The organism is Roseixanthobacter pseudopolyaromaticivorans, assembly GCF_043195145.2.
Lineage (GTDB): Bacteria > Pseudomonadota > Alphaproteobacteria > Rhizobiales > Xanthobacteraceae > NCEH01.
Genome location: NZ_CM195539.1, coordinates 4,302,501 through 4,328,440, shown reverse-complemented (window position 1 = coordinate 4,328,440; position 25,940 = coordinate 4,302,501). Strand labels below are relative to the sequence as shown.

Below are 25,940 nucleotides of genomic sequence, written 5' to 3'. Positions count from 1 at the left end.
GTCGCAGCGTCGCGCGATCTGCCGCGGCGCGGCGAAAATCCAACGCGGTCAAAGTTTGGACAGAGTCCGCCGGTCAAAGAGCCCGCACTCTTCAAAACGGAAGCTGCAGGCGCATGCGTTGCAACTCGCGCTGCAACGCGGTGCGAAGCCGAGGATATGAGATGATGTCTGGCGAGAACGCGCGGTGCGGCCGATGAAGCGGCTCCTCCTTGCGACGGCGGCGCTGCTGGCCCTGTCTTGCGCCACCGCTTTGGCCCAGGGCACGGGCAATGCTCCGCCTCTGGCCGCCCCCGTGGCGAGCGGCGCGCTCGACGCGCCGAGCGTGAACATCTCACTGATCAGCCTGTTCATGCAGGCTCATATCGTCGTCAAGCTGGTCATGCTCGGCCTCGTCGCGGCGTCGGTGTGGGTGTGGGCGATCATCATCGACAAGACATTGGCGTTCGGCCGCAACCGCCGCGCCATGGACACGTTCGAGCAGGCGTTCTGGTCCGGCCAGAGCCTGGAGGACCTCTATCGCTCGCTGGCCGGGCGCCCCAACCATGCCATGGCGGCGATCTTCGTCGCGGCCATGCGGGAATGGAAGCGCACCTATGAGGGCGGCGCGCGCTCCTTCGCCGGCCTCAATCAGCGCATCGAGAAGGTGATGGACGTGACCATCGCCCGCGAGATGGAGCGGCTGGAAAACCGGCTGCTGGTGCTGGCGACGGTGGGCTCCGCCGGCCCCTTCATCGGCCTGTTCGGCACGGTGTGGGGCATCATGACCTCGTTCCAATCCATCGCCGCCTCGAAGAACACCAGCCTCGCGGTTGTGGCGCCGGGCATCGCGGAAGCCTTGTTCGCGACAGCGATGGGCCTCGTTGCGGCCATTCCCGCGACCATTTTCTACAACAAGTTCATCTCCCAGGCGGGCCGGCAGGCGCAGCGTCTCGAAGGCTTTGCCGACGAGTTCTCGGCGATCCTGTCGCGCCAGATCGACGAACGGGGCTGAGGACGCGCCATGGGCATGTCGGCAGGCGGCGCGGGGGGATGGCAGGGACGGCGCTCGCGCCGGCGCCGGGTCTCCGTCATGGCGGAAATCAACGTGACGCCCATGGTGGACGTCATGCTGGTGCTGCTGATCGTGTTCATGGTGGCGGCGCCGCTGATGACCGTGGGCGTGCCCGTGGACCTGCCGCAGACCCAGGCCAAGTCCATGGACCAGGACAAGGACCCGCTGACCATATCGGTCAACGACAAGGGCCAGATCTTCATCCAGGACACCGAGATCAAGATGGATGACCTGGTGGCCAAGCTCCAGGCCATCGCCAAGAACGGATTTGACGAGCGCATCTTCGTGCGCGGCGACAAGAAGGTGGACTACGGCACGGTGATGCGCGTCATGGGTCGCCTCTCGGGCGCCGGATTCAAGCGGGTCGCGCTGGTGACCGAGGTCGAACAAGGGGGTTGAGAAGGATCAGGATGCGCGTCGGCTTAACCGCATCATCCATAGCGCACGGGGCTGTCCTCGTGTTCGCCTTGGTGTCCTTTTCGGGCCCGAGACCCTTCGACGCGCCTCCCGAGACGGTGGCGGTGGACGTGATCTCCGCGTCCGACCTGTCGCAGCTCACCAAGGGCAACCAGAAGGGCAAGAAGGCCGAGCCGCCGAAAGTGGTGGCCGAGAAGGTCGATGCGCCCAAGCCCGCCGACAATCCCGACCTGAAGGTCACCGACAAGGCGGAAGTGCAGCCGAGCGCCGCCGTGCCTCCGCCGCCGCCGCCTCCGCCCCCCAAGGTGGAAGAGCAGAAGCCCGCTCCGACCCCGCCCAAGGCGGAGAAGCCGCCGGAGCCCAAGCCCGAGCAGCCGAAGGCCGACGAGGCGCTGAAGGCCGAGCCGAAGAAGGAAGAGCAGAAGCAGGAGGCCAAGGCCCCGCCGATGCCGCCGAAGAAGCCCGATCCGCCGAAGGAAGTGCCTAAGCAGGTGGCCGACGCCAAGACGCCCACCGACCAGAAGTTCGATGTCGACAAGATCGCCGCCCTGCTGGACAAGCGCGTGCCCCAGCGTAACGCGGCGGCGGCCGATGCCATTTCCCACACCGCCTCGCTCGGCGCGACGGCGGGAGCGGCTGCGACCCTGACGCAGAACGAGTTGGACGCTCTGCGCGCCCGCCTGCGCGAGTGCTGGAACCCGCCCGTCGGCGCGGCCGAGGCGCAGGACATGCAGGTGCTGATCCGCGTCAACTTCAATCAGGACGGGTCGGTCATCGGCAGCCCTGTTCTCATTGAAGGGTCCGCGACGCCCTATGGACCCGCATTCGCGGAGAGCGCGATCCGCGCCATCCGCCGCTGCTCGCCTTATTCCTTCCTGCCGCCCTCGAAATACGAGGTCTGGCGCACCATCGACATGACCTTCACGCCGCGCGACATGTTCCGTGGCTGAGGCGTTCCGCACCCGATCTGCCGAAACGAGAAAAGAATGACCCTTCTGAAGCGACCCGCACCGTTCGAGGCCTCCGGCACCCTGCTGTCCCGCCGCGCCCTGGTAACGGCGGGGGGCGGCGCCGCGGCCGCCCTGGCCCTTGGCGGGTTCCCCGCGCCGGCGCGGGCCGCGCTGAAGCTGGACATCACCTCCGGTACGCCGCAGCCGATCCCCATCGCCGTCACCGACTTCATCGGCGAGGGCGAAGTGGGGCGCGGCGTGAGCCAGGTGGTGAGCGCCGATCTCAAGCGCTCCGGCCTGTTCGCGCCCATCGAGCCCAAAGCGTTCGTGGAGAACATCACCAATCCCGACCAGGCACCGCGGTTCCAGGACTGGCGGGTGATCAACGCCCAGGGTCTCGTCACCGGCCGCGTCACGCGCCAGGGCGATGGACGGCTGAAGGCCGAGTTCCGCCTGTGGGACGTGTTCGCCGGCCAGCAATTGCTTGGCCAGCAATATTTCACCCAGCCCGAGAACTGGCGCCGGGTGGCCCACATTATCGCCGACGCCATCTATGAGCGGCTGACCGGCGAGAAAGGCTATTTCGACACCCGCATCGTGTTCATCGACGAGAGCGGCTCGAAGGAGCGGCGCATCAAGCGGCTCGCCATCATGGACCAGGACGGCGCCAACGTGACCTATCTCACGCGCGGCGATGATCTGGTGCTGACCCCGCGCTTCTCGCCGACCAGCCAGGAAATCACCTACATGTCCTACGGCAGGTCGGATCCGCGGGTCTATCTGCTGAATATCGAGACCGGGCAGCGCGAGATCGTCGGCAATTTTCCCGGCATGAGCTTCTCGCCACGCTTCTCGCCGGACGGGCAGCGGGTGATCATGAGCCTGCAGCAGGGCGGCAATTCCAACATCTTCGTCATGGACCTGCGCTCCAAGACCACCACGCGCCTCACCGACGTGGCGGCGATCGACACCGCGCCCTGCTATTCCCCGGACGGCCGCCAGATCTGCTTCGAGAGCGATCGCGGCGGCACCTCGCAGATCTACATCATGGGCGCCGACGGCTCCGGCGCGCGCCGCATCTCGTTCGGCAATGCGCGCTATTCAACGCCCGTCTGGTCGCCGCGCGGGGATATCATCGCCTTCACCCGGCAGGCGGAAGGCCGGTTCGGCATCGGCGTCATGAAGACCGACGGCTCGGGCGAGCGCGTGCTGACCGAGGGATACCATAACGAAGGCCCGACCTTTGCGCCCAACGGCCGCGTCATCATGTTCTTCCGCGATCCTGCAGGCTCGGCCGGGCCGCAGCTCTTCACGATCGATGTGACGGGCTATAACGAGCAGCGCGTGCCGACCCCGAGCTATGCCTCGGATCCGGCCTGGTCGCCGCTGCGCTCCTGATCCCACCCTGTTGCGTTTGCGCCACACCTCGGCGCAAACGGGTGCCATGGTTTCGGGCGGCGTTAAGGATAACGCCCTGATTTCAGGGGCTTGGCACCGATTTTCGCAAAACGTCCAAAAGCGTGGCGCGGCCGCCTTTTGCGGCCCTCATCTTCGCCATCATGATGCCACGGCCCCGCACCACTGCTGCATTCGCCGCATGCGGGGCTACGCCTGCACGCGGTTCGGGCGACCGGCTGCCGGCCGTTGCCGGACGCCGGGGTGCGCAAGCCGGCGTCCTGCTGTGGCCGACGTCGCTCACCAAGCATTAACCACGAGAGACGGTAGGCGCCCGCGAACGGGCCTCCGCCGCGCTCTGCGGACACCGGACGGAGCCTGCGGAACCTTCGCTTAAGAAAGCGGCTGTTACACGAGGTCTCCGGCTTGCGTTGAGAAGGGAGTCACCGGAATGCGTTTCTTTGGTTTTGCTCGCGGCTTCCGGTTCGCCGCTCTATTCGGGTTCGCGCTGGCGCTGGCCGCCTGCGCCAATAATCCTGATCAGAATGCGGCGGGTGGTGCCGGCGGCGCCGGCGGGCCTCCCGGTTCGCCGCAGGAATTCGTGGTGGCGGTGGGTGATCGCGTGTTCTTCGATACCGACCAGACTGATCTCTCGCCCCAGGCGCGCGCCACGCTGGATCGTCAGGCCCAGTGGCTCCAGCAGTACAGCCGCTATTCCTTCATCATCGAAGGTCACGCCGACGAGCGCGGCACGCGCGAATACAACATCGCGCTCGGCGCCCGCCGTGCCCAGAACGTGCGCGACTATCTCGCCTCGCGCGGCATAGACCCGGCGCGCATGCGCACCATCTCCTACGGCAAGGAACGCCCGGTGGCGGTGTGCAACGACATCTCCTGCTGGTCGCAGAACCGCCGCGCGGTGACGGTGCTGAACACCGGCGGTGCCTGATCCGCGATCCTCGCCTTCGTTCTCCCTTCGGCCGAGCCGGTGCCTTCGGGCGCCGGCTCTGTCGTTTTCACGGGCACGCGCGCGACCCATCGCGTGGGCGCCTCCTGGCTTTGCCCGGGTCACACTTTGGACGCGATCCCTGGGCAAAGCTGCGACAGATGCGGGGCTTTTACCCATGTCCCTGACCTCAACCCTTTTCGCGATTCGGACCATGATGCGCCCGCTTTCCGGTGCCCGAGCGCTTCTGTTCGCCGCCTGCCTGAGCATGGCGGCCGGTGGCGCGCAGGCGCAGAACAATCCCTTCGGCGATCTCTTCAAGCCGCCCGGCGCGGTGCAGAGCGAGCAGGCTGCGGCCGCCGCCCAATCCGAGAGCGTGCTGCGCATCGACCGGCTGGAAAACCAGCTGCGCACGATGACCGGCCAGATCGAGGAATTGCAGTATCGGAACCAGCAGCTGGAGCAGCAATTGCGCCGCTTCCAGGAGGATATCGAATACCGCCTTTCGGGCGGCAAGGGGCCGCGCCCCACCCCGCCTGCGGCCGGTGTCGCCGGTCCGGTGGGCGCACCCGGCGCCGCGCCGGGGGCTGTGCCCTCTTCAGTGCCACCGGTTGCCGCTCCGGTGGTGCCCGGCGCGGGCAAGCGGTCCGACGCCTTCGACCCCAATGAAGATCCCGTCGCCCCGGGCGCGCCCCAGCCCCTGGGGTCGCCGGCGAGTGCCTCCGCCGGACTCGCGCGGCCGAGCGTGCCGTTGGAGATCGGTCCGGGCGGCGGCGGGGCCGCGCCCTCGCGCGCCGGCGCGCCCGCGCAGACGGCCGCCCTCACGCCCGCCGGCAGCGCGCGCGAGATGTTCGACACCGGCTACGGGCAGATCCAGCGGCAGGATTATGCGGCGGCGGAGCAGACCTTCCGCCAGTTCCTCCAGACCTACCCCTCCGACCGGCTGACCCCGGACGCGGTCTACATGCTCGGCGAGAGCCAGTTCCAGCGCCAGTCGTTCAAGGACGCGGCCGAGCTGTTTCTCCAGGTTTCGACCAAATATCCCAATTCGACCCGCGCGCCGGAATCGCTGCTGCGCCTCGGCCAATCGCTTGCCTCGCTGAACGAGCGCGAAGCGGCCTGCGCCACCTTCGGCGAAGTGGATCGCAAATATCCCCGCGCCTCCTCGACGGTGCGCCAGGCGGTGGAACGCGAGCAGAAGCGTGCCGGCTGCTGACGCGCCGCCATCCGCGTCGTGTCCCGTCGGGGATGCCGAACTCCCCGCGCTGTTTTCTTCGCTTTCCGCCCATCCCATCGTGCTTCTGGCCTGCTCCGGGGGCCCGGATTCCACCGCCCTGATGGAACTTGCCGCCCGATGGGCGCGCCTTTCTTCCGCCTCGCCCCGGCTGCACGCCGCCACGGTGGACCACGGCTTGCGCCCCGAGGCCGCCGAGGAAGCGCGGCTGGTCGCCCTTCACGCCCACCGCCTTGCGATTCCCCATGCAATCCTGACCTGGGCCGGGCCGCGCATCACCGGCCGCGTCCAGGAAACCGCGCGCGCCGCACGCTATGCGCTGTTGGTGGCCCATGCTCGCCGGGTAGGCGCGCAGGCCATTGTGACGGCGCATACGCTGGACGACCAGGCCGAGACGATCCTCATGCGCCTCGCCCGCGGCTCCGGCCTCTCCGGTCTTGCCGGCATGCGCGCCTCTTCGCGGCGGGAGGGCTTGGCGCTGCTGCGCCCCTTGCTCGCCCTTCCCAAGGCGCGGCTGATCGCAACGCTTGAGGCTGCGGACATCGGCTTCGTCAGTGACCCCTCGAACGCGAGCCCGAAATTCACACGGGTGCGCCTGCGTGCCCTGATGCCGGTTCTCGCGACCGAGGGCCTGGACGCGGCCGGGCTCTCCCGGTTCGGTCGCCGGGTCGCGCGGGCCGAGGCGGCGCTGGAGCAGGCGACCGCCCGCGCGCTCGCGGATCTGGCGCCGGAGCCCTGGCCCCCAGCCGGGCCGATCCGCCTTGCGCCGGCGGCCTTCTTCGCCTTGCCGGAGGAAATCGCCTTGCGGGTGCTGCATCGCGCGCTGGATGCCGTGGGCGACGAAGGCCCGGTGGAACTGGCCAAGCTTGAGCGCCTGCTCGCTCGCATCACCGCCGCGCAGGCCGAGTGCCGCAGCGTTTCCGCGACCCTGGCGGGCGGGCGCATCCACCTCGCGCCCGGTCGGCTGGAGATTGCGCGAGCCTTGCCGCGCCGTGCCCGCCGCGTGGGCAATAGCGCATAATTGAGTCTTCTGGCTGCTGTTCTCCTTGGCAAGACACGGGCCGCGACCTATTTTAGCGTGGGACGCAAGGTGAGCGATGACGCAGAATGGCCATTCCGGGCAACTGGAAGCCCGATGCGGGAGCGCTGTCGCTGCGCTCCTCGTGAGGAATTTATGAACGCCAACCTTCGCAATTTCGCCCTGTGGGTCATTATCGTTCTGCTGCTTCTGGCGTTGTTCTCGCTCTTCCAGAGCCCGGGACAGCGCACCAGCGCGAACGACATTTCCTTCTCGCAGCTGCTCTCCGACGTGGATCAGGGGCGGGTGCGCGACGTCGTGATCGAGGGGCCGACCATTACCGGCTCGTTCACCGACGGCCGCGCCTTCCAGACCTATGCCCCCAATGACCCCACGCTGGTGCAGCGCCTGTATGGAAAGGGCGTTTCCATTACGGCGCGTCCGATCCAGGACAATGTGCCCTGGTTCGTCAGCTTGCTGGTGTCCTGGCTCCCCTTCATCGCCCTGATCGGCGTGTGGATCTTCCTCTCGCGCCAGATGCAGGGCGCCGGCGGCAAGGCCATGGGCTTCGGCAAGAGCCGCGCCAAGCTGCTGACGGAAGCGCACGGCCGCGTCACGTTCGAGGACGTGGCGGGCATCGACGAAGCCAAGAGCGAATTGACCGAGATCGTCGAATTCCTGCGCGACCCGCAGAAGTTCCAGCGCCTCGGCGGCCGCATTCCGCGCGGCGTTCTGCTGGTCGGCCCTCCGGGCACCGGCAAGACCTTGCTTGCCCGCTCCATCGCGGGTGAAGCGAACGTGCCGTTCTTCACCATCTCCGGCTCGGACTTCGTGGAAATGTTCGTGGGCGTCGGCGCGAGCCGCGTGCGCGACATGTTCGAGCAGGCCAAGAAGAACGCCCCCTGCATCATCTTCATCGACGAAATCGATGCGGTCGGCCGTCATCGCGGCGCCGGTCTCGGCGGCGGCAATGACGAGCGCGAGCAGACCCTCAACCAGCTGCTGGTGGAGATGGACGGGTTCGAGGCGAACGAGGGCATCATCCTCATCGCCGCCACCAACCGCCCGGACGTGCTCGACCCGGCCTTGCTGCGTCCCGGCCGCTTCGACCGCCAGGTCGTGGTGCCCAATCCGGACGTGGTCGGCCGCGAGCAGATCCTGAAGGTGCATGCCCGCAAGATCCCGATCGCCCCGGACGTGAACCTGAAGGTGATCGCGCGCGGCACACCCGGCTTTTCGGGCGCCGACCTTGCGAACCTGTGCAACGAAGCCGCCCTCATGGCCGCCCGTCGCAACAAGCGCATGGTCACCATGAGCGAGTTCGAGGACGCCAAGGACAAGGTGATGATGGGCGCGGAACGCCGCTCGCTGGTCATGACCGAGGAAGAGAAGATGCTGACCGCCTATCACGAGGGCGGCCACGCCATCGTGGCGCTGAAGGTTCCGGCGACGGATCCGGTGCACAAGGCGACCATCATCCCCCGCGGTCGTGCGCTCGGCATGGTCATGCAGCTGCCGGAGCGCGACAAGCTCTCCATGTCCTACGAGCAGATGACCTCGCGCCTCGCCATCATGATGGGCGGGCGTGTGGCGGAAGAGCTGATCTTCGGCCATGACAAGGTGACCTCGGGCGCGGCTTCCGACATCGAGCAGGCGACCCGCCTCGCCAAGATGATGGTGACGCGCTGGGGCTTCTCCGACCTGCTCGGTCAGGTGGCCTATGGCGAGAACCAGGACGAAGTGTTCCTCGGCATGTCCATGCAGCGGCACCAGAATATTTCCGAGGCGACGGCCCAGACCATCGACAAGGAAGTGCGCCGCCTGGTGGACGAGGGCTATGCGGAGGCAACCCGCATCCTCACCGAGAACCGCGACGGCCTGGAAGCTCTGGCGCGCGGCCTGCTGGAATATGAAACCCTCTCCGGCGACGAGATCATCGATTTGCTCGGCGGCAAGCCGCCGGTGCGCGACACGGTGATCGAGCCCGCCAACCCGCGCGGCTCCGTCGTTCCCACGGCGGGCAAGAACCGGCCCCGTCCCGACGGGCCGGCCGGCAGCATAGAGCCTCAGCCGCAGGCTTGATGACGCCGCAGCCAGTTGTGCCTTTGAAGATGCCCGCTCTTTGAGCGGGCATTTTCATGTTATGGGTCCGCGATCCGCACGGTGGCATGCAGGCGAGGCGGAGCGATATTCCGGCCGGGCGTCGGCGATTCGCGCTGCGATCATCGCCGTGCCGGGCCGCCGGAGTTGTGCGGAGCCAAGACTTTGCAGCGCGGGAAGTAAGTGACGTTCCTGCGCTTTTCCTTGCGACGCCAGAGGAGCTGGGTATTGTTTGGCGTGGGATCAGCTTTTTGCGCGGCGCGGTAAGTTTCTCGTGTTTTTTGGGAAGGCGATTACGATATTACCGTGCGCGGGGGCTTAGGGCGGAGACGCATTGAGGTGTGAAGGGAACAGGCATCCTGAGCAGTTGCGGCTGAGCCTGATGTCACAATGAAAGAAGCTGGCTCATCATATGCATGGCCGCTGGGGGCAAACGTGTTGATGGAAACGGAAAGGGGCCAGGTTCAGGAATTGGAGGCATTGCGTGCGGCGTTGGACGCCGAGCGCGAGCGGCATGCGCGCATGGCGAGCGAAGCCGCCCGGTTCAAGCAGGCCTATGAGAAGGAGGCGGCCGAGCACGCGCGGCTGCTAGGCATCGTCCAGAGTGATTTCGGTCTGGAGCGCGATCGGCTGAAAGCCGCGCTCGACCGAGAAGTTGCTCGCGCCGAAGACCGCGCGCGCCAGCACGAAAGCGAACTCGCAAGCCTCAGCTACAGGCTGGAAGCCGCCCATCTCCGCGTGGAGCTGGAGCGCAACCGGCGGCACAATCTTTCGAAGCTCTTCCGCTCGCGGCCCGTTGCGGCCCGCCGCGGGGCACGCGGCGTGCTCGGCCGCCTGATCCGCCGGTTCGGCGGTGGGGAGCTGGAAGCCAATTGTCGCCTGCTGCTGGATTCCGGGCTGTTCGACCGGAATTTCTACACACGGCAATATCCCTTGCCCGATTCGCTTCTCGTGGAGCCCGTGGTCGATTATCTGCTGCGCGGCGGATTCGAGGGGTGCCGGCCCAATCCGGTGTTCGATTCGGAATTCTATTTCGCGACCTATCCCGACGTGCGCAACGCCGGCATGAATCCGCTGTGGCATTACATCAGCTATGGCGAGGCCGAGGGGCGCATTCCCAGCGCCTCGTTCAGCCCCTACGCCTATCGCGAGGAACATCCGGAGCTGGAGCCGTGGCAGTCGCCGCTCGCGGACTATCTGGCGCGGCACGCGAACCAGGAACGTGACAGGTCGGGCCTCAAGGGCGCGGTCGGCGCGATCTGGGATGCGGGCATGAACCAGCTGCGCTCCTATCGCTACGCGCGGATGGCGAAGACCAAGATTCCGGCGCTGCGGGCGGGCCTCGCGGCGCTCGATGGGCGCTATCTCAGCTTCCGGCCCGGCCGGGGCGGGGTGCAGGAGGTGCTTCCCGCAGCGCGCACCGGAACCTACGAATGGCGCGGCCAGCCGTCCGGCTACACTTATATCGCCCCGCGCCGCCCGGCGGATCTCGACGCGCGCATCGCGCGCTTCCGCTCCACGCCCCGCTTCTCCATCGTGGTGCCGCTCTACAATACGCCGCTGGATGTGTTCCGCCGCATGGTGGCGTCGGTCGAAGCGCAATGGTACCCCCACTGGGAGCTGATCCTGGTGGACGACCGGAGCCCGCGTGAGGAGGTGCGGCAAGCCCTCGCCGCGCTCAAGGATCCGCGCGTCGTCATCAAGACCCTGAGCGAAAATCAGGGCATCGCCGGCGCCACCAACGAAGCGATCGCGCTTGCGGGCGGAGATTTCCTGGTTTTTCTCGACCATGACGACGAGCTGACCGAGGATTGCCTCTACGAACTCGCGGCATGCATCGATCGGGACGACCCCGATTTCATCTATAGCGACGAAGACAAGATCGCGACCAACGGCACGCTCGTTGAGCCGTTCTTCAAGCCCGACTGGTCGCCCGATACGCTGATGAGCCTCATGTACACCTGCCACGTCAGCTGCGTGCGGCGCAGCCTGGCGCTGAAGGTGGGGCCGCTGCGTTCGGAATATGACGGATCGCAGGACTGGGATTTCGTGCTGCGCGTCACCGAGAATACCCGGAAGATCTCGCATATCCCGAAGGTCCTGTATCATTGGCGCATCATTCCCGGCTCCGCGGCCGCGGAGTTCGACGCAAAGCCGGAGGCGCTTGCGGCGGCCGTGCGGCTGCGCCTGGACGCGATGCAGCGCCGGGGCGTCAGCGGCGCCTGCGAGCCGGTCGAGGGCCTGCAGGCCTATATGCGCGTGAGGTATGACGTTATAGATACGCCGCGCGTCTCGATCATCATCCCGTCCAAGAACAATTGGGCCGTGCTGCGCCAATGCCTGCGCTCGATCCAGGAAAAGAGCGTTTATAAGAATGTCGAGCTCGTCGTTGTCGACAACGGATCGAGCGAAGCGGACACCCTCGCCTATCTCGACAGCCTCGCCGGCGAAGACGGTGTGCGGGTGGTGCGGCACGATTTCCCGTTCAATTTCTCCGAGCTCTGCAATGTGGGCGTGCGCGCCTCCTCCGGAGAGATCCTGCTGTTCCTCAACGACGATACCGAGGTGGTCACGCCCGACTGGCTCGACCGCATGGTCGGCTATGCCCAGCAGAGCCATATCGGCGCGGTCGGCGCCAAGCTGCTCTATCCCAAATCGCAGCGGGTGCAGCACGCCGGGGTGATCTATATCGCCGATGGTCCGAGCCACGCCTTTCTCGGCGCGAATGCGAAGGACCCCTGCTATTACGCGCGCAACATGCTCGATGCGAACTGGCTCGCGGTCACCGGCGCGTGCCTGATGGTGGAACGCAGCAAATTCGAGACTGTCGGCGGGTTCGACGAAGCCTTCCCGGTTGCCTATAACGATGTCGACCTCTGCTTCCGCCTGGTGGAGGCCGGCCTGTTCAATGTGGTGTGTCCGGCTGCGGAACTGCTGCACTACGAATCCATGAGTCGGGGCATCGATCACGTCAGCGCGGAAAAAATGGCGCGGCTGCGCGCCGACAAGCGGCGGCTGGACGTGGCACACCCGCTTTTCTTCATGCGAGATCCCTTCTTCTCCCCTAATTTGCATCCCAACGACCTTACCTTCCGCGTTCCGTCGTGAGCACGCGGTGCGTAAGGTCCCAAGGGCGCAAGCGATGACATACGCCTGTGCTCGATTGCGGTGCACCTTCGGGGTGTAGAGTGTCTGTCGGCGGAAACGGTCTTGTGTGACCGTGCCGAGGGAAGGGCGAAAGGGGTCCGGTTTTGACAATGAATGCGGCTTTGGAGGCAGCGGATATCGTCTGGTTCGATGTCTGCGAGACCTTATTCATCCGCCCATTGGTGGAGCCGGAACACCTTTTCGACCTCGTGGGCGCGCGCGTTGGCATTGTCGAATTCAAACGGCGCCGGATCGCCGCCGAAGCGCTGGCGCGCAGCGAAGCTGCGGCCCGCGGCGCGGCTGTGACGCTGGACAGCATCTATGAGCGCCTCGAGGCGACGCCAGCGCAGCGCGACCTCGCCAGGAGAACCGAATACCGATTTGAACTCGCCCTGTGGCGGCCCGTCCCCGATGCGGTCGCGAGCTTTCGCGCGGTGGCCGCCGCTGGCCGCGCGGTGCTGAGCGGCACCACGCACCTGCCGGCGGGCTTCTTCGACGAATTGCTGGCGCTGCACGATCTGCCGGCCGCTCCGGTGATTCTTTCGGATGCCGAGTGGGAGGCGGATCGCGCGCTCTCACCAGTGGAGCTGATCGCCCGCCATATGAATGTCCGGCCGGATCGCATCCTCCCGTTCGCCACGGGGCGGGCCGGTGATGTCGACCCGGTGGACCCGCCGGAGCGTCCGGTCACCGAGGGAATTGCCTCGCTGGCCTTTGGATTGCGACGGATCGGCGGGGATGGGCTGGGCGGTGCCCGCGCCGCGCTCGGATTTGAGATCGCGGGGCCGGCTCTCACCGGTTTCGTGCACTGGCTCGGCGAGCAGGCGCGGCGCGATCAGATCGACCTGCTGCTGTTCTGCTCCGGCCCCGGCATGGCCTTGATTCGGATCGCCGAGGGGCCCTATCCGCCGCTCCTGCCGCGGCACGGCTATTTCGCCACGGGGCCCGCCGCGATCCTGCTGGCGGGGACGCACGATCGCAATTTCGACGCGCGCCTTGAGCTTTTCATGGCCGGGTGCCACGGCATGCGCGCCTTTGAAGTGCTCGAGCGGTTCGATATTCCCGTGCCCGCTCCGTTCATGATGGCGGACATCGGCCTCGGCGACGACGTGGTGATCGATCACGCCACCGAGCCGCTGCTGCGACGCTTCCTCAGCGCGTATCGGTGGGAGATTCTCAAGGTCGCGCGGCGCAATCGCCGGGGGCTGTTCCGCGAATTGCTGGATCTCGGCGCCGGGCCAAATATGCGGGTGGCGCTGGTGGATCTCGGCTGGGACGGAAGCCTGCTCGAATCCTTCATCCATACGGTGCAGGATATGATCGAGATTGAGATCTTCGGTTATTCCTTCTGCCTCCTGGATACTCAGGAGAGCCGGCGCCGGCAGGGTCTGCTCAACCTGAAGGGCCTTCTCTCGCGCAGCAGCCTGCCGCCCGAGCAGCTCGCTGCCATCGGCGCCAATCACGCCGCGATCGAGCTTCTGTTCACGCCGCCGCATCGGGAAATCATCGGGCTCGACGATCTGCCCGGTGCCGTCGCGCGGATCGAGAGCCGCAAGGGCTACGGTTCGGATCGGCTGGAGGCCGTGTCTACCGAAACTTCAGAGGGTGTCGCGGCTTTCGCGGCGTTGTTCAACACCTTCTGCGCCCGCGCCGGGTTCGAGCCGGACCCCATCGCGGTGTGCCAGCCTTTCCTCGCGGTGGCGGCGGATGCACAGGCCGTCGCGGGGCCGGTGGTGGCGGCGCTCGAGGTGCCGGCTACGGCCTGAGCGATCGTTCGTTTCGATATCAAATGAAGAAGCCGCCCTTTCGGGCGGCTTCTTTTTTACGCGCGCTCCGGCTCCTGCCTCAGGAGGCGTGGGACGGGGCGGGGTGGGGGGCGCCGTGGCCGTCCGTGCCGTGGCCGCCAGAGGTCGGGTGGATGTCCGGCAGGACTTCGCCGTGCTGCACCAGGGGTCGGTTACCCGCCAGCCGGCGCAGCAGCACGTAGAATACCGGGGTGAGGAAGATGCCGAACACCGTCACCCCGATCATGCCGGCGAACACCGCCACGCCCATGGCATGGCGCATTTCCGCGCCCGCGCCGGTGGAGGTGACCAGCGGCACCACGCCCATGATGAAGGCCAGCGAGGTCATCAGGATCGGCCGCAGGCGCAGCCGGCTCGCCTCGATCGCGGCCTCGACGGGCTTTCGCCCCTGGAATTCCAGCTCGCGGGCAAATTCCACGATCAGGATCGCGTTCTTCGCAGACAGGCCCACCAGCACGATCAGGCCGATCTGGGTGAACACGTTGTTGTCCCCCGCGCTGAGCCAGACGCCGGCCATGGCGGCGAGCAGGCCCATGGGCACGATCATGATGATCGCCAGCGGCAAGGTGAGGCTCTCGTACTGGGCGGCGAGCACCAGGAACACCAGGAAGATCGAGAGCGGGAACACCCACACCGCCGAATTGCCCGCCAGGATGTCCTGATAGGTCAGCTCGGTCCATTCGAAGCCGAAGCCCTTGGGTAGGGTTTCGGCCGCCACCCGCTCGATGGCCGCCTGCGCCTCGCCGGAGGAGAAGCCGGGCGCCGGCCCGCCGTTCACGTCCGCCGAAAGGAAGCCGTTATAGCGCATGGCCCGTTCCGGTCCCGCCGCCGAGCGCACCTTCAGCAGCGCAGACAGCGGCACCATCTCGCCGGTCTTGGAGCGGACCTTGAGCTGGCCCACGTCTTCCGGGCGGGCGCGGAACGGCGCGTCGGCCTGCACGCGCACCGTGTACGTGCGGCCGAACTTGTTGAAATCATTTACATAGGACGAGCCGAGATAGATCTGCATGGTGTTGAAGACATCCGTCACCGCCACGCCGAGCTGCCGCGCCTTCGTGCGGTCGATGTCGGCATAGAGCTGGGGCACGTTCACCTGATAGGAGGAGAACAGGCCGATCAGCTCCGGCTGCTGCATGGCCTTGGCCATGAACGCCTTCGTGGCTTCGTCGAGCGCCTCGTAGCCGAAGCCCGCGCGATCCTCCAATTGCAGCTTGAAGCCGCCGATGGTGCCAAGCCCCTGGACCGGCGGCGGCGGGAACATGGCGATGATGGCTTCGCTGATGGAGGCGAACTTCTTGTTCAGCTGCATGGCGATGGCGCCGCCATTCAGCTCCGGCGTCTTGCGCTCCTCGAACGCCTTCAGCCCGACGAACACGATGCCGGAATTGGAGGAATTGGTGAAGCCGTTGATCGAAAGGCCGGGGAAGGCGATGGCCGATTCGACGCCGGGCTGCTGGAGCGCGATGTCGCTCATGCGGCGGATCACCTCTTCCGTCCGGTCGAGCGTGGCGCCGTCGGGCAATTGGGCGAAGCCGACAAGATATTGCTTGTCCTGCGCCGGCACGAAGCCGCCTGGAACCGCGCGGAACAGCACCACGGTGCAGGCGACCAGCACCAGGTAGAAGCCCACCATGATGCCCTTGCGGGAGATCGCACCCTTCACCCCATTGCCATAGGCGCGGGAGCCGCGGGTAAAGATGGAGTTGAAGCCGCGGAACAGCCAGCCGAGCGAGCGGTCCATGATGCGGGTCAGGCGGTCCTTCGGCGCATCGTGGCCGCGCAGAAGAAGGGCCGCCAGAGCTGGCGAGAGAGTCAGCGAATTCACCGCCGAAATCACGGTGGAAATCGCGATCGTCAGGGCGAATTGCTTATAGAATTGACCCGACAAACCGGTGATGAAGGCGAGCGGCACGAACACGGCGATCAGCACCAGGGCGATCGCGATGATCGGGCCCGACACTTCCTTCATGGCGCGGTAGGTGGCTTCGCGCGGGGCGAGGCCCTGCTCGATGTTGCGCTCCACATTCTCCACCACGACGATGGCGTCATCGACCACGATGCCGATGGCGAGCACCAGGCCGAACAGAGTCAAGGCATTGATGGAGAAGCCGAATACATACATCACGCCGAACGTGCCGACGATCGAGACCGGCACCGCCAGCAGCGGGATGATGGAGGCGCGCCAGGTCTGCAGGAACAGGATCACCACCAGCACCACCAGCAGCACCGCTTCCAGCAGGGTGTGGATGACCGCGTCGATGGAGGCACGCACGAACTGGGTGGTGTCGTAGACGATGGAATAATCCACCCCGTCCGGCATGTTCTCCTTGATTTCGGCCATGACCCGGCGAACTTCGTCGGCGATGCGGATGGCGTTCGATCCGGGCGCCTGGAACACCGGCACCGCGACGGCCGACTTGTTGTTCAGCAGCGAACGCAGCGCATAATCGGCGGCGCCGAGCTCGATGCGGGCGATGTCGCGCAGGCGCACCACTTCGCCATTGTCGCCGCTCTTCACGACGATGTCGCCGAACTCCTCCTCGGTCTGGAGGCGGCCCTGGGCGTTGACGGAGAGCTGAAGGTCGAGCCCGTCCACGCCGGGCGAGGCGCCCACCGTGCCGGCCGCGGCCTGCACGTTCTGCGCCTGGATCTCGGCCACCACATCGCTGGCGGAAAGCCCGTGCTCGGCCACCTTCTGCGGATCCAGCCACACGCGCATGGAATAATCGCCCGAGCCGAACAATTGCACGTCGCCCACGCCGGCGATGCGGGCGAGGCGGTCCTTCACGTTCAGCACCGCGTAGTTGCGCAGATAGGTCATGTCGTAGCGCCCGTTGGGCGACAACAGGTGAACCACCAGCATCAGGTCCGGCGAGCTCTTGATGGTGGTGATGCCGAGGCGGCGCACGTCTTCCGGCAAGCGCGGCTCGGCCTGGGAGACGCGGTTCTGCACCAATTGCTGGGCCTTGTCCGGGTCGGTGCCGAGCTTGAAGGTGACGGTCAGGGTCATCAGACCGTCGGTGGTGGTCTGGCTGCTCATGTAGAGCATGCCTTCCACGCCGTTGATCTGTTCCTCGATGGGCGTGGAGACGGTTTCCGCGATCACCTTGGGATTGGCGCCCGGATAGTTGGCGCGCACCACGATCTGCGGGGGCACCACCTCCGGATATTCGGAAATCGGCATCACCCGCAGCGCCAGCAAACCGCCGAGGAAGATCAGGACCGAGAGCACGCCTGCGAAGATCGGGCGGTCGATGAAGAATTTGGAGAGATTCATGACATCCTCCCCCGCAGGGGCATAAGCGGTCGGGCCCCGCGGGCGGGCGGCCCGGGAGCGGAGAAAACGCGGCTACAGGTGACGTGGCCCGTCCCCGAGGACGATCCCCGGGGACGGGCCGGCAGGATCAGCGTTGGGCGACGTCCTCGGGGGCGGCGGCCTGGGCGGTTTTGGTGACGTCCATGGGCACAGTCTGCGGCACCACGAGCGCGCCGGGCCGGATGCGCTGCAGCCCGTTCACCACTACGCGGTCGCCGGCGGAAAGACCGCTGGTGACGATGCGCAGATTGCCCACCGGCTCGCCGAGGGTGATTTCGCGATAATTGGCCTTGCCCTCGCCATCCACCACCAGCACGAACTTCTTGTTCTGGTCGGTGCCTACGGCGCGCTCGCTCACCAACAGAGCATCCGAATTGGTGGTGCGGCCCATGCGCAAGCGAGCGAACTGGCCGGGAATGAGGCGGCCGTCGGGATTGTCGAACACCGCCCGCACCCGCACCGTGCCGGTTTTTGCGTCCACCTGATTGTCGATGAGCTGCAGATGCCCGCGCACTGGCGTGCCGTTGCTGGTCACGGTGAGCATTTCCACCGGGATGCGCTCCAAAGGCAGCTTGTCGGTGCCGTTCTCCGGCGAAAGGCCGGCGAGCGCCCGCAGCACCACTTCTTCATCCGCATGGAAGCTGGCGTAGATGGGATCGGTAGAGACCAAAGTGGTTAGCACCACGGAGCCGGGGCCGGCCGAGATGAGATTGCCCGCCGTGACTTCCAGCTTGCCCACGCGGCCGGAAACCGGCGCGCGGATTTCGGTATAGCCGAGGTTCAGCTCGGCCGATTGGAGCGTCGCCTGGGCGGCGCGCAGATTGGCCTGGGCCTCGCGATGGGCATTCAGCCGCTCGTCGAGATCTCGCTGGGCGACCGTGCGCGATTCGAACAGGCGCTGGCCGCGTTCCAGATCCGCCTTGGTCAAGGCGACGCGCGCCTCGGCGGCGGTGACCTGGGCCTGGGTGCGATCCACCTCCGCCTGGTAGGGCGCGGGGTCGATGGTGATGAGCAGCGCGCCTTCCTTCACCAACGCACCCTCGCGAAAATGCACGGCCTGGATCGCGCCGGCGACGCGTGAGCGCAGCTCTACGCGCTCGATGGCCTCGAGCCGGCCGGAGAATTCATCCCACACCGGGGCATCGCGCTTTTCGATGACCGCGACCGAAACCGGCACGCCGGCCGGGGCTTTCGCGGGGTCGCTGGCCCGGGCAGCGCCGTGGGGCATCACATAGGGAATGGCGAGGCCGCTCGACAAAGCGGTCGCCGCAACGGCGGCGATCAGGAGGCGGCGCGTGGTGAGGATCCGGGTCATGGGAGCGTCCTGGCGTTCAGATAAGGGCGGGATGTGCCGGCAGGCCGGGCCGCACGGCGGCCCGAAGCTCGGCGAAAAAAGCGGAGAAGAGGCTGCGCAGGCGCTCGGCCCAGTCGGCCTCGCGCGATGCAGCCTCCGAGAGGGAGGCGGGCCAGCCGGTCGGGCTGTCGAACACGTGGGTGTGCACGCACACCTGCGCCTTGCGCAGCTTGTGGGCATACCGGACGCTTTCGTCCCGCATGGGGTCGTCCTCGGCCGTCACCACCAGCGCCGGCGCAAGTCCGGACAGGCGCGAGGCGGAGGCCGGCGCGGCGTAGGGGTGGGCGGCCTTGTCGGCGGAGCCGAGATATTTCTGCCAGCCGTCCGCCCATTTGCAGCCGACCGGGCCGGCATCGGCCTCGCGGATCGAGCAGGTGGCGAGCGAGGGGTCGAGCATGGGCGAGATCAGGATCTGCCCCGCGAGCGGCGGAGCCTTCTGGTCGCGCGCCATCAGCGCGACGCCGGCGGCCAGATTGCCGCCCGCCTCTTCACCGGCCACCAGCAGCGGGGCGCGCTTGGTGCTCCATTTGGCGCGCTCGCGGTTGAGGCCTTCAAGGGCGGCGAACGCGATGTCGAGCGGATAGGGAAAGGGTTTCTCGCACGCCAGCGGATAGTCCAGCGACACCACGGTGGCGCCGGCCTGGGCTAGAAGGCCCGCGATGGTGCGTCCGGCATCCAGCGTGCCGGTGATGAAGGTGCCGCCATGCAGGTGGAGAATGAGCGGCGCGGCGCGGGAGGCGCCCGGCCGGCGCAGAACGCGCACAGGCACCGCGTCGCCGCACGACATGACGATCCGATCTTCGCTCCAAGGCAAGGGCATTGTAGGGGTCCAGATTGCCGCGAAATCCGCCAATCGTTCATCGGCGTTTTGCGATGCGTCATGGATATGCCTCTAAGTCGCTTGAATAAAGATGCAATTTTTGACTACATTATTTCCCTATGTGAATAATAGGCGATAAATCGCATCGGAGCGCTGTTGATTTGGATCAATTTGCTGCAATGCGCGCGTTCGTTGGCGTGGTCGAGGCCGGCACATTCACCCGCGCCGCCGATCTGCTGCGCGTGCCGAAGCCGACGCTGACCAAGCAGATTCAGCAACTTGAGGCGCATCTGCGCACGCGCCTGCTCAACCGCACCACCCGCCGGGTCACCGTGACGCCGGACGGCGCGGCCTATTATGAGCGCGCCGTCACGCTGCTGGCCGACCTCGACGAACTGGACGGGTCGATGACCCAGCAGCAAGGCACGCCGCAAGGGCGGCTGCGGGTGGACATCAGCCCCAGCCTTGCGCTGCTGGTTCTCATTCCCTCATTGCCCGATTTCCACGCCCGCCATCCCGATATCCAGATCGATCTTGGCGTCACCGACCGGCCGGTGGACCTCCTGAGCGAGAATGTGGACTGCGTGATCCGCGGCGGCGAGATCACCGACCCCTCGCTAGTGGCTCGCCGGATCGGCGAACTCGGGATGGTCACCTGCGCCGCGCCGGCTTATTTGGCGCGCCATGGCACACCCACCCACCCAAGCCAGCTTGAGAACGATTTCCCGGTCGTGCGTTATTTCAGTGCCCGCACCGGCCGGTATTTCCCGCTGGAATTCGTGCGCGACGGCCAGACGCTGGAAATCGACGGCCGCTACGCGCTCTCCGTGAACGAGGGGAATTCCTACCTCGCCGCCGGCGTTGCCGGTCTCGGCATCATCCAGCCGCCGAGCTTCCTCGCCCATGCCGCCCTCGGGCGCGGCGACCTTGTGCCGGTGCTGACCGCATGGAGCACGGAGCCGTTTCCGCTTCATGTGGTCTACCCGCCCAACCGCCACCTGAGTGCGCGGCTGCGCGTGTTCGTGGATTGGGTGGCCGAATTGTTCGCCACCGATGATCTCATTCAGCGCCGCTCGACCTTGCGGTGAGGCTCAGGCGGGGGTGCGGATGACCCAGTGCTTGCGCATGGTCTCCAAAACTTCCCAGGTGCCGGCGAAGCCCGGCTCCAGCACGAAGGCATCGCCCGGGCCCGCCTCGATGCGGATGCCATCGTCGCCGATCACGACGCAGCGGCCGGAAAGCACGAGGCAATATTCCCATTCCTCGTAATTCACCCGCCATTTTCCCGGCGTCGCCTCCCATTCGCCCGTGCACAGGCGTTCGCCAGGGGCATCGTAGGTGATCCAGACGCGGGTCTGCGGAGTGCCAGAAATCAGCACCTCCGCGGCGACCGGCGTTGCCTCGGCGGCGTGTTCGTCGCACGTCAGCTTGTGCAGGCGCATGATTGTCCCTCTTAGATCCGAAGCACGCAGGCGCCGCCGGTCAAGCCCGCCCCGGCCGCGGTGAGCACGAGTGTTTCCCCACGCCGGAAAGGACGGCCCCGGTGCGCAAGGGAAAGGGATAGAGGAATGGTTGCGGCCGAAGAATTGCCATAGCGGGCAATGCTGCGCACCACCTTCTCCGGGGCTATGCCGAGCTGATGGGCCACCATGTCCAGCATGCGGGCATTGGCCTGGTGGGGTGCCAGCCAATCCACTGCGCCGGGGGCGAGGCCGGCGATATCGAGGGCGGTCTTGGCGGAATCGGTCATCATCCGCACCGCCTGGACATAGAGTTCTCGGCCGTCGGTGATGGTCATGCGGGTTTCTTCGAACGGCAGGTCCGGCCCGAACGGGCGATTGCTGCCGCCGCCGGGAATCGCGACGAGATCATAGCCCGTACCGTCGGAGGCAAGCGAAACCCCGAGAATGCCGGTGTCCGGCTCGGCGGATGGCGCCAGCACGACCGCGCCCGCCGCGTCGGCGAACAGCACCGCGCTGCCCCGCTCGGCGGGATTGATGCGGCGGCTGAGGATGTTCGCCGCCACCACCAGGGCCGGCTTGCGGTGCAGCCGCACGAAGCCTTCCGCCAGCACCAGCGCATAGAGAAACCCGGCGCACGCGCCCGCGAGATCCGCCGCGCCGGAGCGGGAGAGCCCCAGCCGGTGCGCCAGCAGCGGGGCGGTGGGCGGCAGGAGTTGGTCCGGCGTCGAGGTGGCAAGCAGCGTCAGGCCGATGTCCGCGCGCGGAAGATCCGCCTCGGCAAGGGCCATTTCCGCCGCGCCCTGGGCAAGGCCCGAGAGCGTGTCGCCAGGCTGTGCCCAGCGGCGCGACTCGATGCCGGTGCGGCGGGCGATCCAGCCGGGCTCCAGCGCCAATTGCGCTTCCAGCTCGGCATTCAGCACCTCGCGCCCCGGCACGGCATGGCCGAAGCCGACGATCCGGCTGGTGGAAAACGCGCTCATGAAGGGGTCCCGAACAGGTCCGCCGCCCCGCCGATCGCATCATACAGCGCGTCCAACTCGGCGGGGGTGATGCAATAAGGTGGCATCAGATAGAGCACATTGCCGAGCGGGCGAACCAGGAAGCCGCGCTCTAGGAAGAAAGCCCGCAGCTTCGGGCCCACTTCGGCGAGATAGCCGCCCTTCGCCACCTTCAGATCCAGCGCCGCGATCGTGCCGCAGCGCCGGGGGTTTTCGAACCGCCCGTCGCCCGCGAACCGCGCGATGCGTTCGGCCTGGAGCGAACAGAGCGTCGCGACCCGTTCGCGCACCGGCTCCTCTTGCCACACCTTCACATTGGCGAGGCCGGCGGCGCAGGCGATGGGGTTGGCCGTATAAGACGAGGAATGGAAGAAGGTCTTGGCGCGGTCGGTGGAATAATGCGCGTCGAACACCTCCGACGTGGCGAGGGTCGCCGCGAGCGGGATAGCCCCGCCGGTCAGGCCCTTGGAGGTGCAGAGGATATCCGGCGAAATCCCGGCCTGCTCGCAGGCGAACAAGGTGCCCGTGCGGCCCCACCCGGTCATCACCTCATCGGCGATGAACAGGGTGCCGGTCTCTTGCGCGATGCGCTTCAGCTCCACGAGCACCTGCGGCCCATACATGCGCATGCCGCCGGAGCCGAGGATCAGCGGCTCGACGATAATGGCGGCGGCCTTTCCGGTGCGGGCGAAGCCTTCGAAGGCGTCCAGCGTTTCCTGCTCGCGGCCCGGCGCGGGGAAGGGGATGGTGTCCACCTCGAACAGCAGCGGCTCGTACGCCGCATTGAACACGCCGCGCGCGCCCACACTCATGGTTCCGATGGTATCGCCGTGATAGCTGTCCTCCATCACCACGATGCGGCTGCGCCCTTCGCCACGATTGCGGAAGGTGCCGAGAGCCATCTTCAGCGCGACTTCCACGGCGGTGGAGCCGGAATCCGAATAGAACACATGCTCCAGCCCGGCCGGGGCGAGCTTCACCAGTTCGCGCGCCAGCGCTTCGGCCGGCGCGTGGGTGAAGCCGGCGAAGATGATCTGGTCCAGGTCCTGGGACGTTGCGCGGATCGCCTCCATGATGGGCGGGTGGCGATGGCCGTGGGTGATCACCCACCAGGAGGAGATGGCGTCGAGGATGCGCTTGCCCTCCGCCGTTTCGAGATAGGCGCCCTGCGTCCGCGCGATCAGCGGCGGCGTCGGCTCGGTCGCGTGCTGGAAGAAGGGGTGCCAGACGGGGGAGGCGCTCATCGTGGGGTTCCCGCGTGCTTCGGCGCAAAATCGGCGAGTTTAAAGGCAGCCGAAAAGGCGAAGGCCAGCGCGTCGGGGGTCAAGGGATCGAGACGCGGCAGGCGGCCGAGGATCCGTGCGCCGGCGAAGGCGGCGATCGTCTCCTGGCTGTCCCTCATCTCGTCGCCCACGAAGGCGATGCCCAGCAGCGGGATGCCGCGCTTCTTCAGGGCTTCCACCGAAAGCAGCGTGTGGTTGATGGTGCCGAGCTGCGTGCGCGCGCACAGCACCACCGGAAAACCCCAGCGGGCGAACTGGTCGATGGTGAGCAGCGTGCGCGTCAGCGGCACCATGAGCCCACCCGCCCCCTCGATCACCAGCGGGCCTTCGACGGCGGGCGGCACAAGCCGTGCGGGATCGATGGCGACGCCGTCCAGCTCCGCCGCCAGATGGGGCGAGGCCGGGGTGTTCAGGCGATAGGCCTCGGAAAGGATGTGCGCGGCGGGCAGGCGAGCGAGCCGCCGCACCAGTTCGCTATCGGTCTCTTCCTCCAGCCCGGATTGTACGGGCTTCCAGTAATGCGCGCCGAGCGCGCCTGCGAGGGCGGCGGAAAAGACGGTTTTGCCGATACCCGTATCGGTGCCCGTCACGACCAGGGGAAGGCTCATGCCGCAACCTGCTCCAGCGCCTCGGCGATGGCGCCCATGAGGCCGTCCACGATGGCCTCGTCCACGTTCAATGTGAGCGAAATGCGCAGTCGCGCGGTTCCTTCTGGCACCGTGGGCGGGCGGATGGCGCGGCAATCGAAGCCGGCGGCGCGCACATGCGCCGCCACTGCTGCCGCGCGCGCATTGGAGCCGAGGATGACCGGCACGATCTGCGAGCCGCTGGCCGGCCAGCCCATGGCGCCGAGACTTTCGCCGGCGCGTGCCACCAGAGCGGATAGACGGGCGCGGCGTTCCGGCTCGTCCTTCAATATGTGCAAGCCCTCGCGCACCGCCGCCGCCATCAGGGGGGACGGGGCGGTGGCATAGATGAAGGGGCGTGCGCGATTTACCAGGAAGTCGATGAGCGTGGCATGCCCCGTCACCAACGCGCCGGAGGCGCCGAGCGCCTTGCCGCAGGTGTGCAGGGTGATGAGCGCATCGCGCCCTTCCAGATGGGCCGCGCGCCCGCGCCCTTCCGGGCCGAAGACGCCGGTGGCATGGGCTTCGTCGGCGATCAGGAAGCCGTCGTGCCGCTCGGCGATGGCGATGAGGTCGTCCAGCGGGGCGGCGTCGCCATCCATGGAATAGATGGTCTCAACGACGATCCACGGCGTTCCCCGCCCGCCGCGCGCGCGCCAAGCGGCGATCGCATCCTCCACCGATTGGGCATCGTTATGAAGGGCTGCGATCGTCTCGGCCTTGCCGGTCTTCATGCCCTCGTGGACGCTGGCGTGGATGAGGGCATCATAAACCACGAGGTCGCCGCGCTGGGGCAAAGCGGAGAGCAGAGCGACATTGGCATTATAGCCGCCGCCGAAGAACAGCGCCCGCCCGGCGCCGAAGAATGCGGCCGCCTCCGCCTCCAGGGCCTCATGTTCGGGATGATTGCCGCGCAGCAGGCGCGATCCCGCTGCGCCCACCGGCACGCCGCGGGCGATCGCCGCCTCCACCGCCGCCGCGAGACGGGGGGAGGCGGCAAGGCCGATATAATCGTTGGAGGCGAAATCGTGTCCCGCCCGGCCTTCCAAGGCCCGCCGCCGGCTCTTGGCCTTGAGGCCGGCGAGGGTGGCTTCAAACCGCGCGAGCCGTCCGCTCATTGGGCGACGTCCGCCTCCTCGGGCGAAATCCCCAATCGGCGGAACAGGGCCGTGTCGTGATCCTCGCCGGGATTCTCGGCCGTCAGAAGGCAGTCGCCCACGAAGATGGAATTGGCGCCCGCAAAGAAGCACATGGCCTGCAATTCGTCGCTCATCTCGGTGCGGCCAGCCGACAGGCGCACATGGGACGTGGGCATCATGATGCGGGCGAGCGCGATGGTGCGCACGAAATCGATGGGGTCCACGGGCGCCGCATTTTCCAGCTTCGAGCCGGGAATGGGGATCAGCATGTTGATCGGCACGCTTTCCGGCGGCACGTCCATGTTTGCGAGGGTCAGCAGCATGTCGATGCGGTCGTCATTGGTCTCGCCCATGCCGAGGATGCCGCCCGCGCACACCTTGATGCCCGCATCGCGCACGTTGGAGAGGGTTTCCAGCCGGTCGGCGAAGGTGCGGGTGGTGATGATCTCTTTATAGAAGCGTTCGGACGTATCGATATTGTGGTTGTAATAATCGAGCCCCGCTTCCGCGAGCTGGGCCGCCTGGGGCGGGGAGAGCATGCCGAGCGTCATGCAGGTTTCCATGCCCAGGGCCTTCACGCCCTCCACCATGGCGATCACCATATCCATGTCGCGCTCTTTCGGGCTGCGCCATGCCGCGCCCATGCAATAGCGCGTGGCGCCGCCTTCCTTGGCCTTGCGCGCCTCAGCCAACACCCGTTCCACTTCCATCAGCTTGGAGGCCTTGAGCCCCGTGGGCGCATGGGCCGACTGGCTGCAATAGCCGCAATCCTCGGGACAGCCTCCGGTCTTAATGGAGAGCAGCCGGCTCATCTGGACCTTGTTCGGGTCGAAATGGCGCCGGTGTACGCTTTGCGCTTCGAACAGGAGATCGTTGAG

The 25,940-nt window shown here is 66.8% G+C and carries 20 protein-coding genes (1 of these 20 only partly in view); 11 read left to right on the top strand and 9 right to left on the bottom strand.

Annotated elements, in window-relative coordinates:
• Positions 1-193: 193 nt before the first annotated feature.
• The 10 genes from tolQ to V5F68_RS20200 all read left to right on the top strand — a co-directional run bounded on the left by tolQ (position 194) and on the right by V5F68_RS20200 (position 14,024).
• The gene (gene tolQ / locus V5F68_RS20245; protein WP_348845896.1) at positions 194-991 is read left to right on the top strand and encodes a protein TolQ; all 798 of its coding nucleotides are present in this window, start codon (positions 194-196) and stop codon (positions 989-991) included.
• Positions 992-1,000: 9 nt separating this feature from the next.
• Positions 1,001-1,450, top strand: coding sequence for a protein TolR (gene tolR, locus V5F68_RS20240; RefSeq protein WP_348845897.1), 450 nt, complete (start codon positions 1,001-1,003; stop codon positions 1,448-1,450).
• 11 nt (positions 1,451-1,461) lie between these two features.
• Positions 1,462-2,418 (top strand): cell envelope integrity protein TolA, encoded by a 957-nt coding sequence (gene tolA, locus V5F68_RS20235; RefSeq protein ID WP_394015932.1) that lies wholly within the window; start codon positions 1,462-1,464, stop codon positions 2,416-2,418.
• A 36-nt stretch (positions 2,419-2,454) separates the two neighbouring features.
• Positions 2,455-3,816, top strand: coding sequence for a Tol-Pal system beta propeller repeat protein TolB (gene tolB, locus V5F68_RS20230; RefSeq protein WP_394015933.1), 1,362 nt, complete (start codon positions 2,455-2,457; stop codon positions 3,814-3,816).
• A 448-nt stretch (positions 3,817-4,264) separates the two neighbouring features.
• Positions 4,265-4,762 carry a peptidoglycan-associated lipoprotein Pal gene (gene pal / locus V5F68_RS20225; RefSeq protein ID WP_394015934.1) on the top strand — a complete coding sequence of 166 codons (498 nt, stop codon included), beginning with the start codon at positions 4,265-4,267 and terminating at the stop codon, positions 4,760-4,762.
• Between the two features lie 211 nt (positions 4,763-4,973).
• Positions 4,974-5,975, top strand: coding sequence for a tol-pal system protein YbgF (gene ybgF, locus V5F68_RS20220; RefSeq protein WP_394015935.1), 1,002 nt, complete (start codon positions 4,974-4,976; stop codon positions 5,973-5,975).
• Positions 5,962-7,014, top strand: a complete 1,053-nt coding sequence (tilS, locus tag V5F68_RS20215; protein ID WP_394015936.1) for a tRNA lysidine(34) synthetase TilS — start codon at positions 5,962-5,964, stop codon at positions 7,012-7,014. Before ybgF ends, tilS begins: the two co-directional genes overlap by 14 nt.
• Before the next feature lie 153 nt (positions 7,015-7,167).
• A complete protein-coding gene (ftsH, locus tag V5F68_RS20210; RefSeq protein WP_394015937.1) occupies positions 7,168-9,093 on the top strand; it encodes an ATP-dependent zinc metalloprotease FtsH in 1,926 nt (641 codons plus the stop codon).
• Positions 9,094-9,552: 459 nt separating this feature from the next.
• On the top strand, positions 9,553-12,219 hold the full coding sequence (locus V5F68_RS20205) for a glycosyltransferase family 2 protein (RefSeq protein ID WP_394015938.1): 2,667 nt from the start codon (positions 9,553-9,555) through the stop codon (positions 12,217-12,219).
• Between the two features lie 149 nt (positions 12,220-12,368).
• The gene (locus V5F68_RS20200) at positions 12,369-14,024 is read left to right on the top strand and encodes a hypothetical protein (protein ID WP_394015939.1); all 1,656 of its coding nucleotides are present in this window, start codon (positions 12,369-12,371) and stop codon (positions 14,022-14,024) included.
• A 79-nt stretch (positions 14,025-14,103) separates the two neighbouring features.
• Here V5F68_RS20200 and V5F68_RS20195 read toward each other — a convergent pair whose 3' ends face one another.
• From V5F68_RS20195 to V5F68_RS20185, 3 genes are all read right to left on the bottom strand, one after another.
• Positions 14,104-17,340 carry an efflux RND transporter permease subunit gene (locus V5F68_RS20195; protein ID WP_394015940.1) on the bottom strand — a complete coding sequence of 1,079 codons (3,237 nt, stop codon included), beginning with the start codon at positions 17,338-17,340 and terminating at the stop codon, positions 14,104-14,106.
• Positions 17,341-17,467: 127 nt separating this feature from the next.
• Entirely contained in the window at positions 17,468-18,694 is a 1,227-nt protein-coding gene (locus V5F68_RS20190; RefSeq protein WP_394015941.1) for an efflux RND transporter periplasmic adaptor subunit, read from the bottom strand.
• A gap of 16 nt (positions 18,695-18,710) precedes the next feature.
• The gene (locus V5F68_RS20185) at positions 18,711-19,553 is read right to left on the bottom strand and encodes an alpha/beta hydrolase (RefSeq protein WP_394015942.1); all 843 of its coding nucleotides are present in this window, start codon (positions 19,551-19,553) and stop codon (positions 18,711-18,713) included.
• 161 nt (positions 19,554-19,714) lie between these two features.
• Between V5F68_RS20185 and V5F68_RS20180 the strand changes: the two genes are divergently transcribed.
• A complete protein-coding gene (locus V5F68_RS20180) occupies positions 19,715-20,641 on the top strand; it encodes a LysR family transcriptional regulator (protein WP_394015943.1) in 927 nt (308 codons plus the stop codon).
• Between the two features lie 3 nt (positions 20,642-20,644).
• Here V5F68_RS20180 and V5F68_RS20175 read toward each other — a convergent pair whose 3' ends face one another.
• The 6 genes in view from V5F68_RS20175 to bioB are tightly spaced (at most 11 nt apart) and all read right to left on the bottom strand, a layout consistent with a single transcriptional unit that may run on beyond the window.
• Entirely contained in the window at positions 20,645-20,995 is a 351-nt protein-coding gene (locus V5F68_RS20175; protein ID WP_394015944.1) for a cupin domain-containing protein, read from the bottom strand.
• Positions 20,996-21,006: 11 nt separating this feature from the next.
• Positions 21,007-21,996 (bottom strand): beta-ketoacyl-ACP synthase III, encoded by a 990-nt coding sequence (locus V5F68_RS20170; RefSeq protein WP_394015945.1) that lies wholly within the window; start codon positions 21,994-21,996, stop codon positions 21,007-21,009.
• On the bottom strand, positions 21,993-23,258 hold the full coding sequence (locus tag V5F68_RS20165) for an adenosylmethionine--8-amino-7-oxononanoate transaminase (protein WP_394015946.1): 1,266 nt from the start codon (positions 23,256-23,258) through the stop codon (positions 21,993-21,995). The genes V5F68_RS20170 and V5F68_RS20165 overlap by 4 nt, the downstream gene beginning before the upstream one ends.
• Positions 23,255-23,905 (bottom strand): dethiobiotin synthase, encoded by a 651-nt coding sequence (gene bioD, locus V5F68_RS20160; protein WP_394015947.1) that lies wholly within the window; start codon positions 23,903-23,905, stop codon positions 23,255-23,257. Before bioD ends, V5F68_RS20165 begins: the two co-directional genes overlap by 4 nt.
• Positions 23,902-25,041, bottom strand: a complete 1,140-nt coding sequence (locus V5F68_RS20155; RefSeq protein WP_394015948.1) for an 8-amino-7-oxononanoate synthase — start codon at positions 25,039-25,041, stop codon at positions 23,902-23,904. Before V5F68_RS20155 ends, bioD begins: the two co-directional genes overlap by 4 nt.
• Positions 25,038-25,940, bottom strand: the 3' portion of a protein-coding gene (gene bioB / locus V5F68_RS20150) for a biotin synthase BioB (protein WP_394015949.1). 111 nt of this gene lie beyond the right edge of the window; only the last 903 of its 1,014 coding nucleotides appear in the window; its start codon lies beyond the right edge, outside the window — the gene reads right to left on this strand; its stop codon occupies positions 25,038-25,040. The genes V5F68_RS20155 and bioB overlap by 4 nt, the downstream gene beginning before the upstream one ends.

Bases quoted from the DNA above. Each gene is read 5' to 3' on its own strand.
- tolQ (WP_348845896.1), top strand. From the start codon at position 194: ATGAAGCGGCTCCTCCTTGCGACGGCGGCGCTGCTGGCCCTGTCTTGC.
- tolR (WP_348845897.1), top strand. From the start codon at position 1,001: ATGGGCATGTCGGCAGGCGGCGCGGGGGGATGGCAGGGACGGCGCTCG.
- tolA (WP_394015932.1), top strand. From the start codon at position 1,462: ATGCGCGTCGGCTTAACCGCATCATCCATAGCGCACGGGGCTGTCCTC.
- tolB (WP_394015933.1), top strand. From the start codon at position 2,455: ATGACCCTTCTGAAGCGACCCGCACCGTTCGAGGCCTCCGGCACCCTG.
- pal (WP_394015934.1), top strand. From the start codon at position 4,265: ATGCGTTTCTTTGGTTTTGCTCGCGGCTTCCGGTTCGCCGCTCTATTC.
- ybgF (WP_394015935.1), top strand. From the start codon at position 4,974: ATGATGCGCCCGCTTTCCGGTGCCCGAGCGCTTCTGTTCGCCGCCTGC.
- ftsH (WP_394015937.1), top strand. From the start codon at position 7,168: ATGAACGCCAACCTTCGCAATTTCGCCCTGTGGGTCATTATCGTTCTG.
- V5F68_RS20205 (WP_394015938.1), top strand. From the start codon at position 9,553: ATGGAAACGGAAAGGGGCCAGGTTCAGGAATTGGAGGCATTGCGTGCG.
- V5F68_RS20200 (WP_394015939.1), top strand. From the start codon at position 12,369: ATGAATGCGGCTTTGGAGGCAGCGGATATCGTCTGGTTCGATGTCTGC.
- V5F68_RS20195 (WP_394015940.1), bottom strand. From the start codon at position 17,340: ATGAATCTCTCCAAATTCTTCATCGACCGCCCGATCTTCGCAGGCGTG.
- V5F68_RS20190 (WP_394015941.1), bottom strand. From the start codon at position 18,694: ATGACCCGGATCCTCACCACGCGCCGCCTCCTGATCGCCGCCGTTGCG.
- V5F68_RS20185 (WP_394015942.1), bottom strand. From the start codon at position 19,553: ATGCCCTTGCCTTGGAGCGAAGATCGGATCGTCATGTCGTGCGGCGAC.
- V5F68_RS20175 (WP_394015944.1), bottom strand. From the start codon at position 20,995: ATGCGCCTGCACAAGCTGACGTGCGACGAACACGCCGCCGAGGCAACG.
- V5F68_RS20170 (WP_394015945.1), bottom strand. From the start codon at position 21,996: ATGAGCGCGTTTTCCACCAGCCGGATCGTCGGCTTCGGCCATGCCGTG.
- V5F68_RS20165 (WP_394015946.1), bottom strand. From the start codon at position 23,258: ATGAGCGCCTCCCCCGTCTGGCACCCCTTCTTCCAGCACGCGACCGAG.
- bioD (WP_394015947.1), bottom strand. From the start codon at position 23,905: ATGAGCCTTCCCCTGGTCGTGACGGGCACCGATACGGGTATCGGCAAA.
- V5F68_RS20155 (WP_394015948.1), bottom strand. From the start codon at position 25,041: ATGAGCGGACGGCTCGCGCGGTTTGAAGCCACCCTCGCCGGCCTCAAG.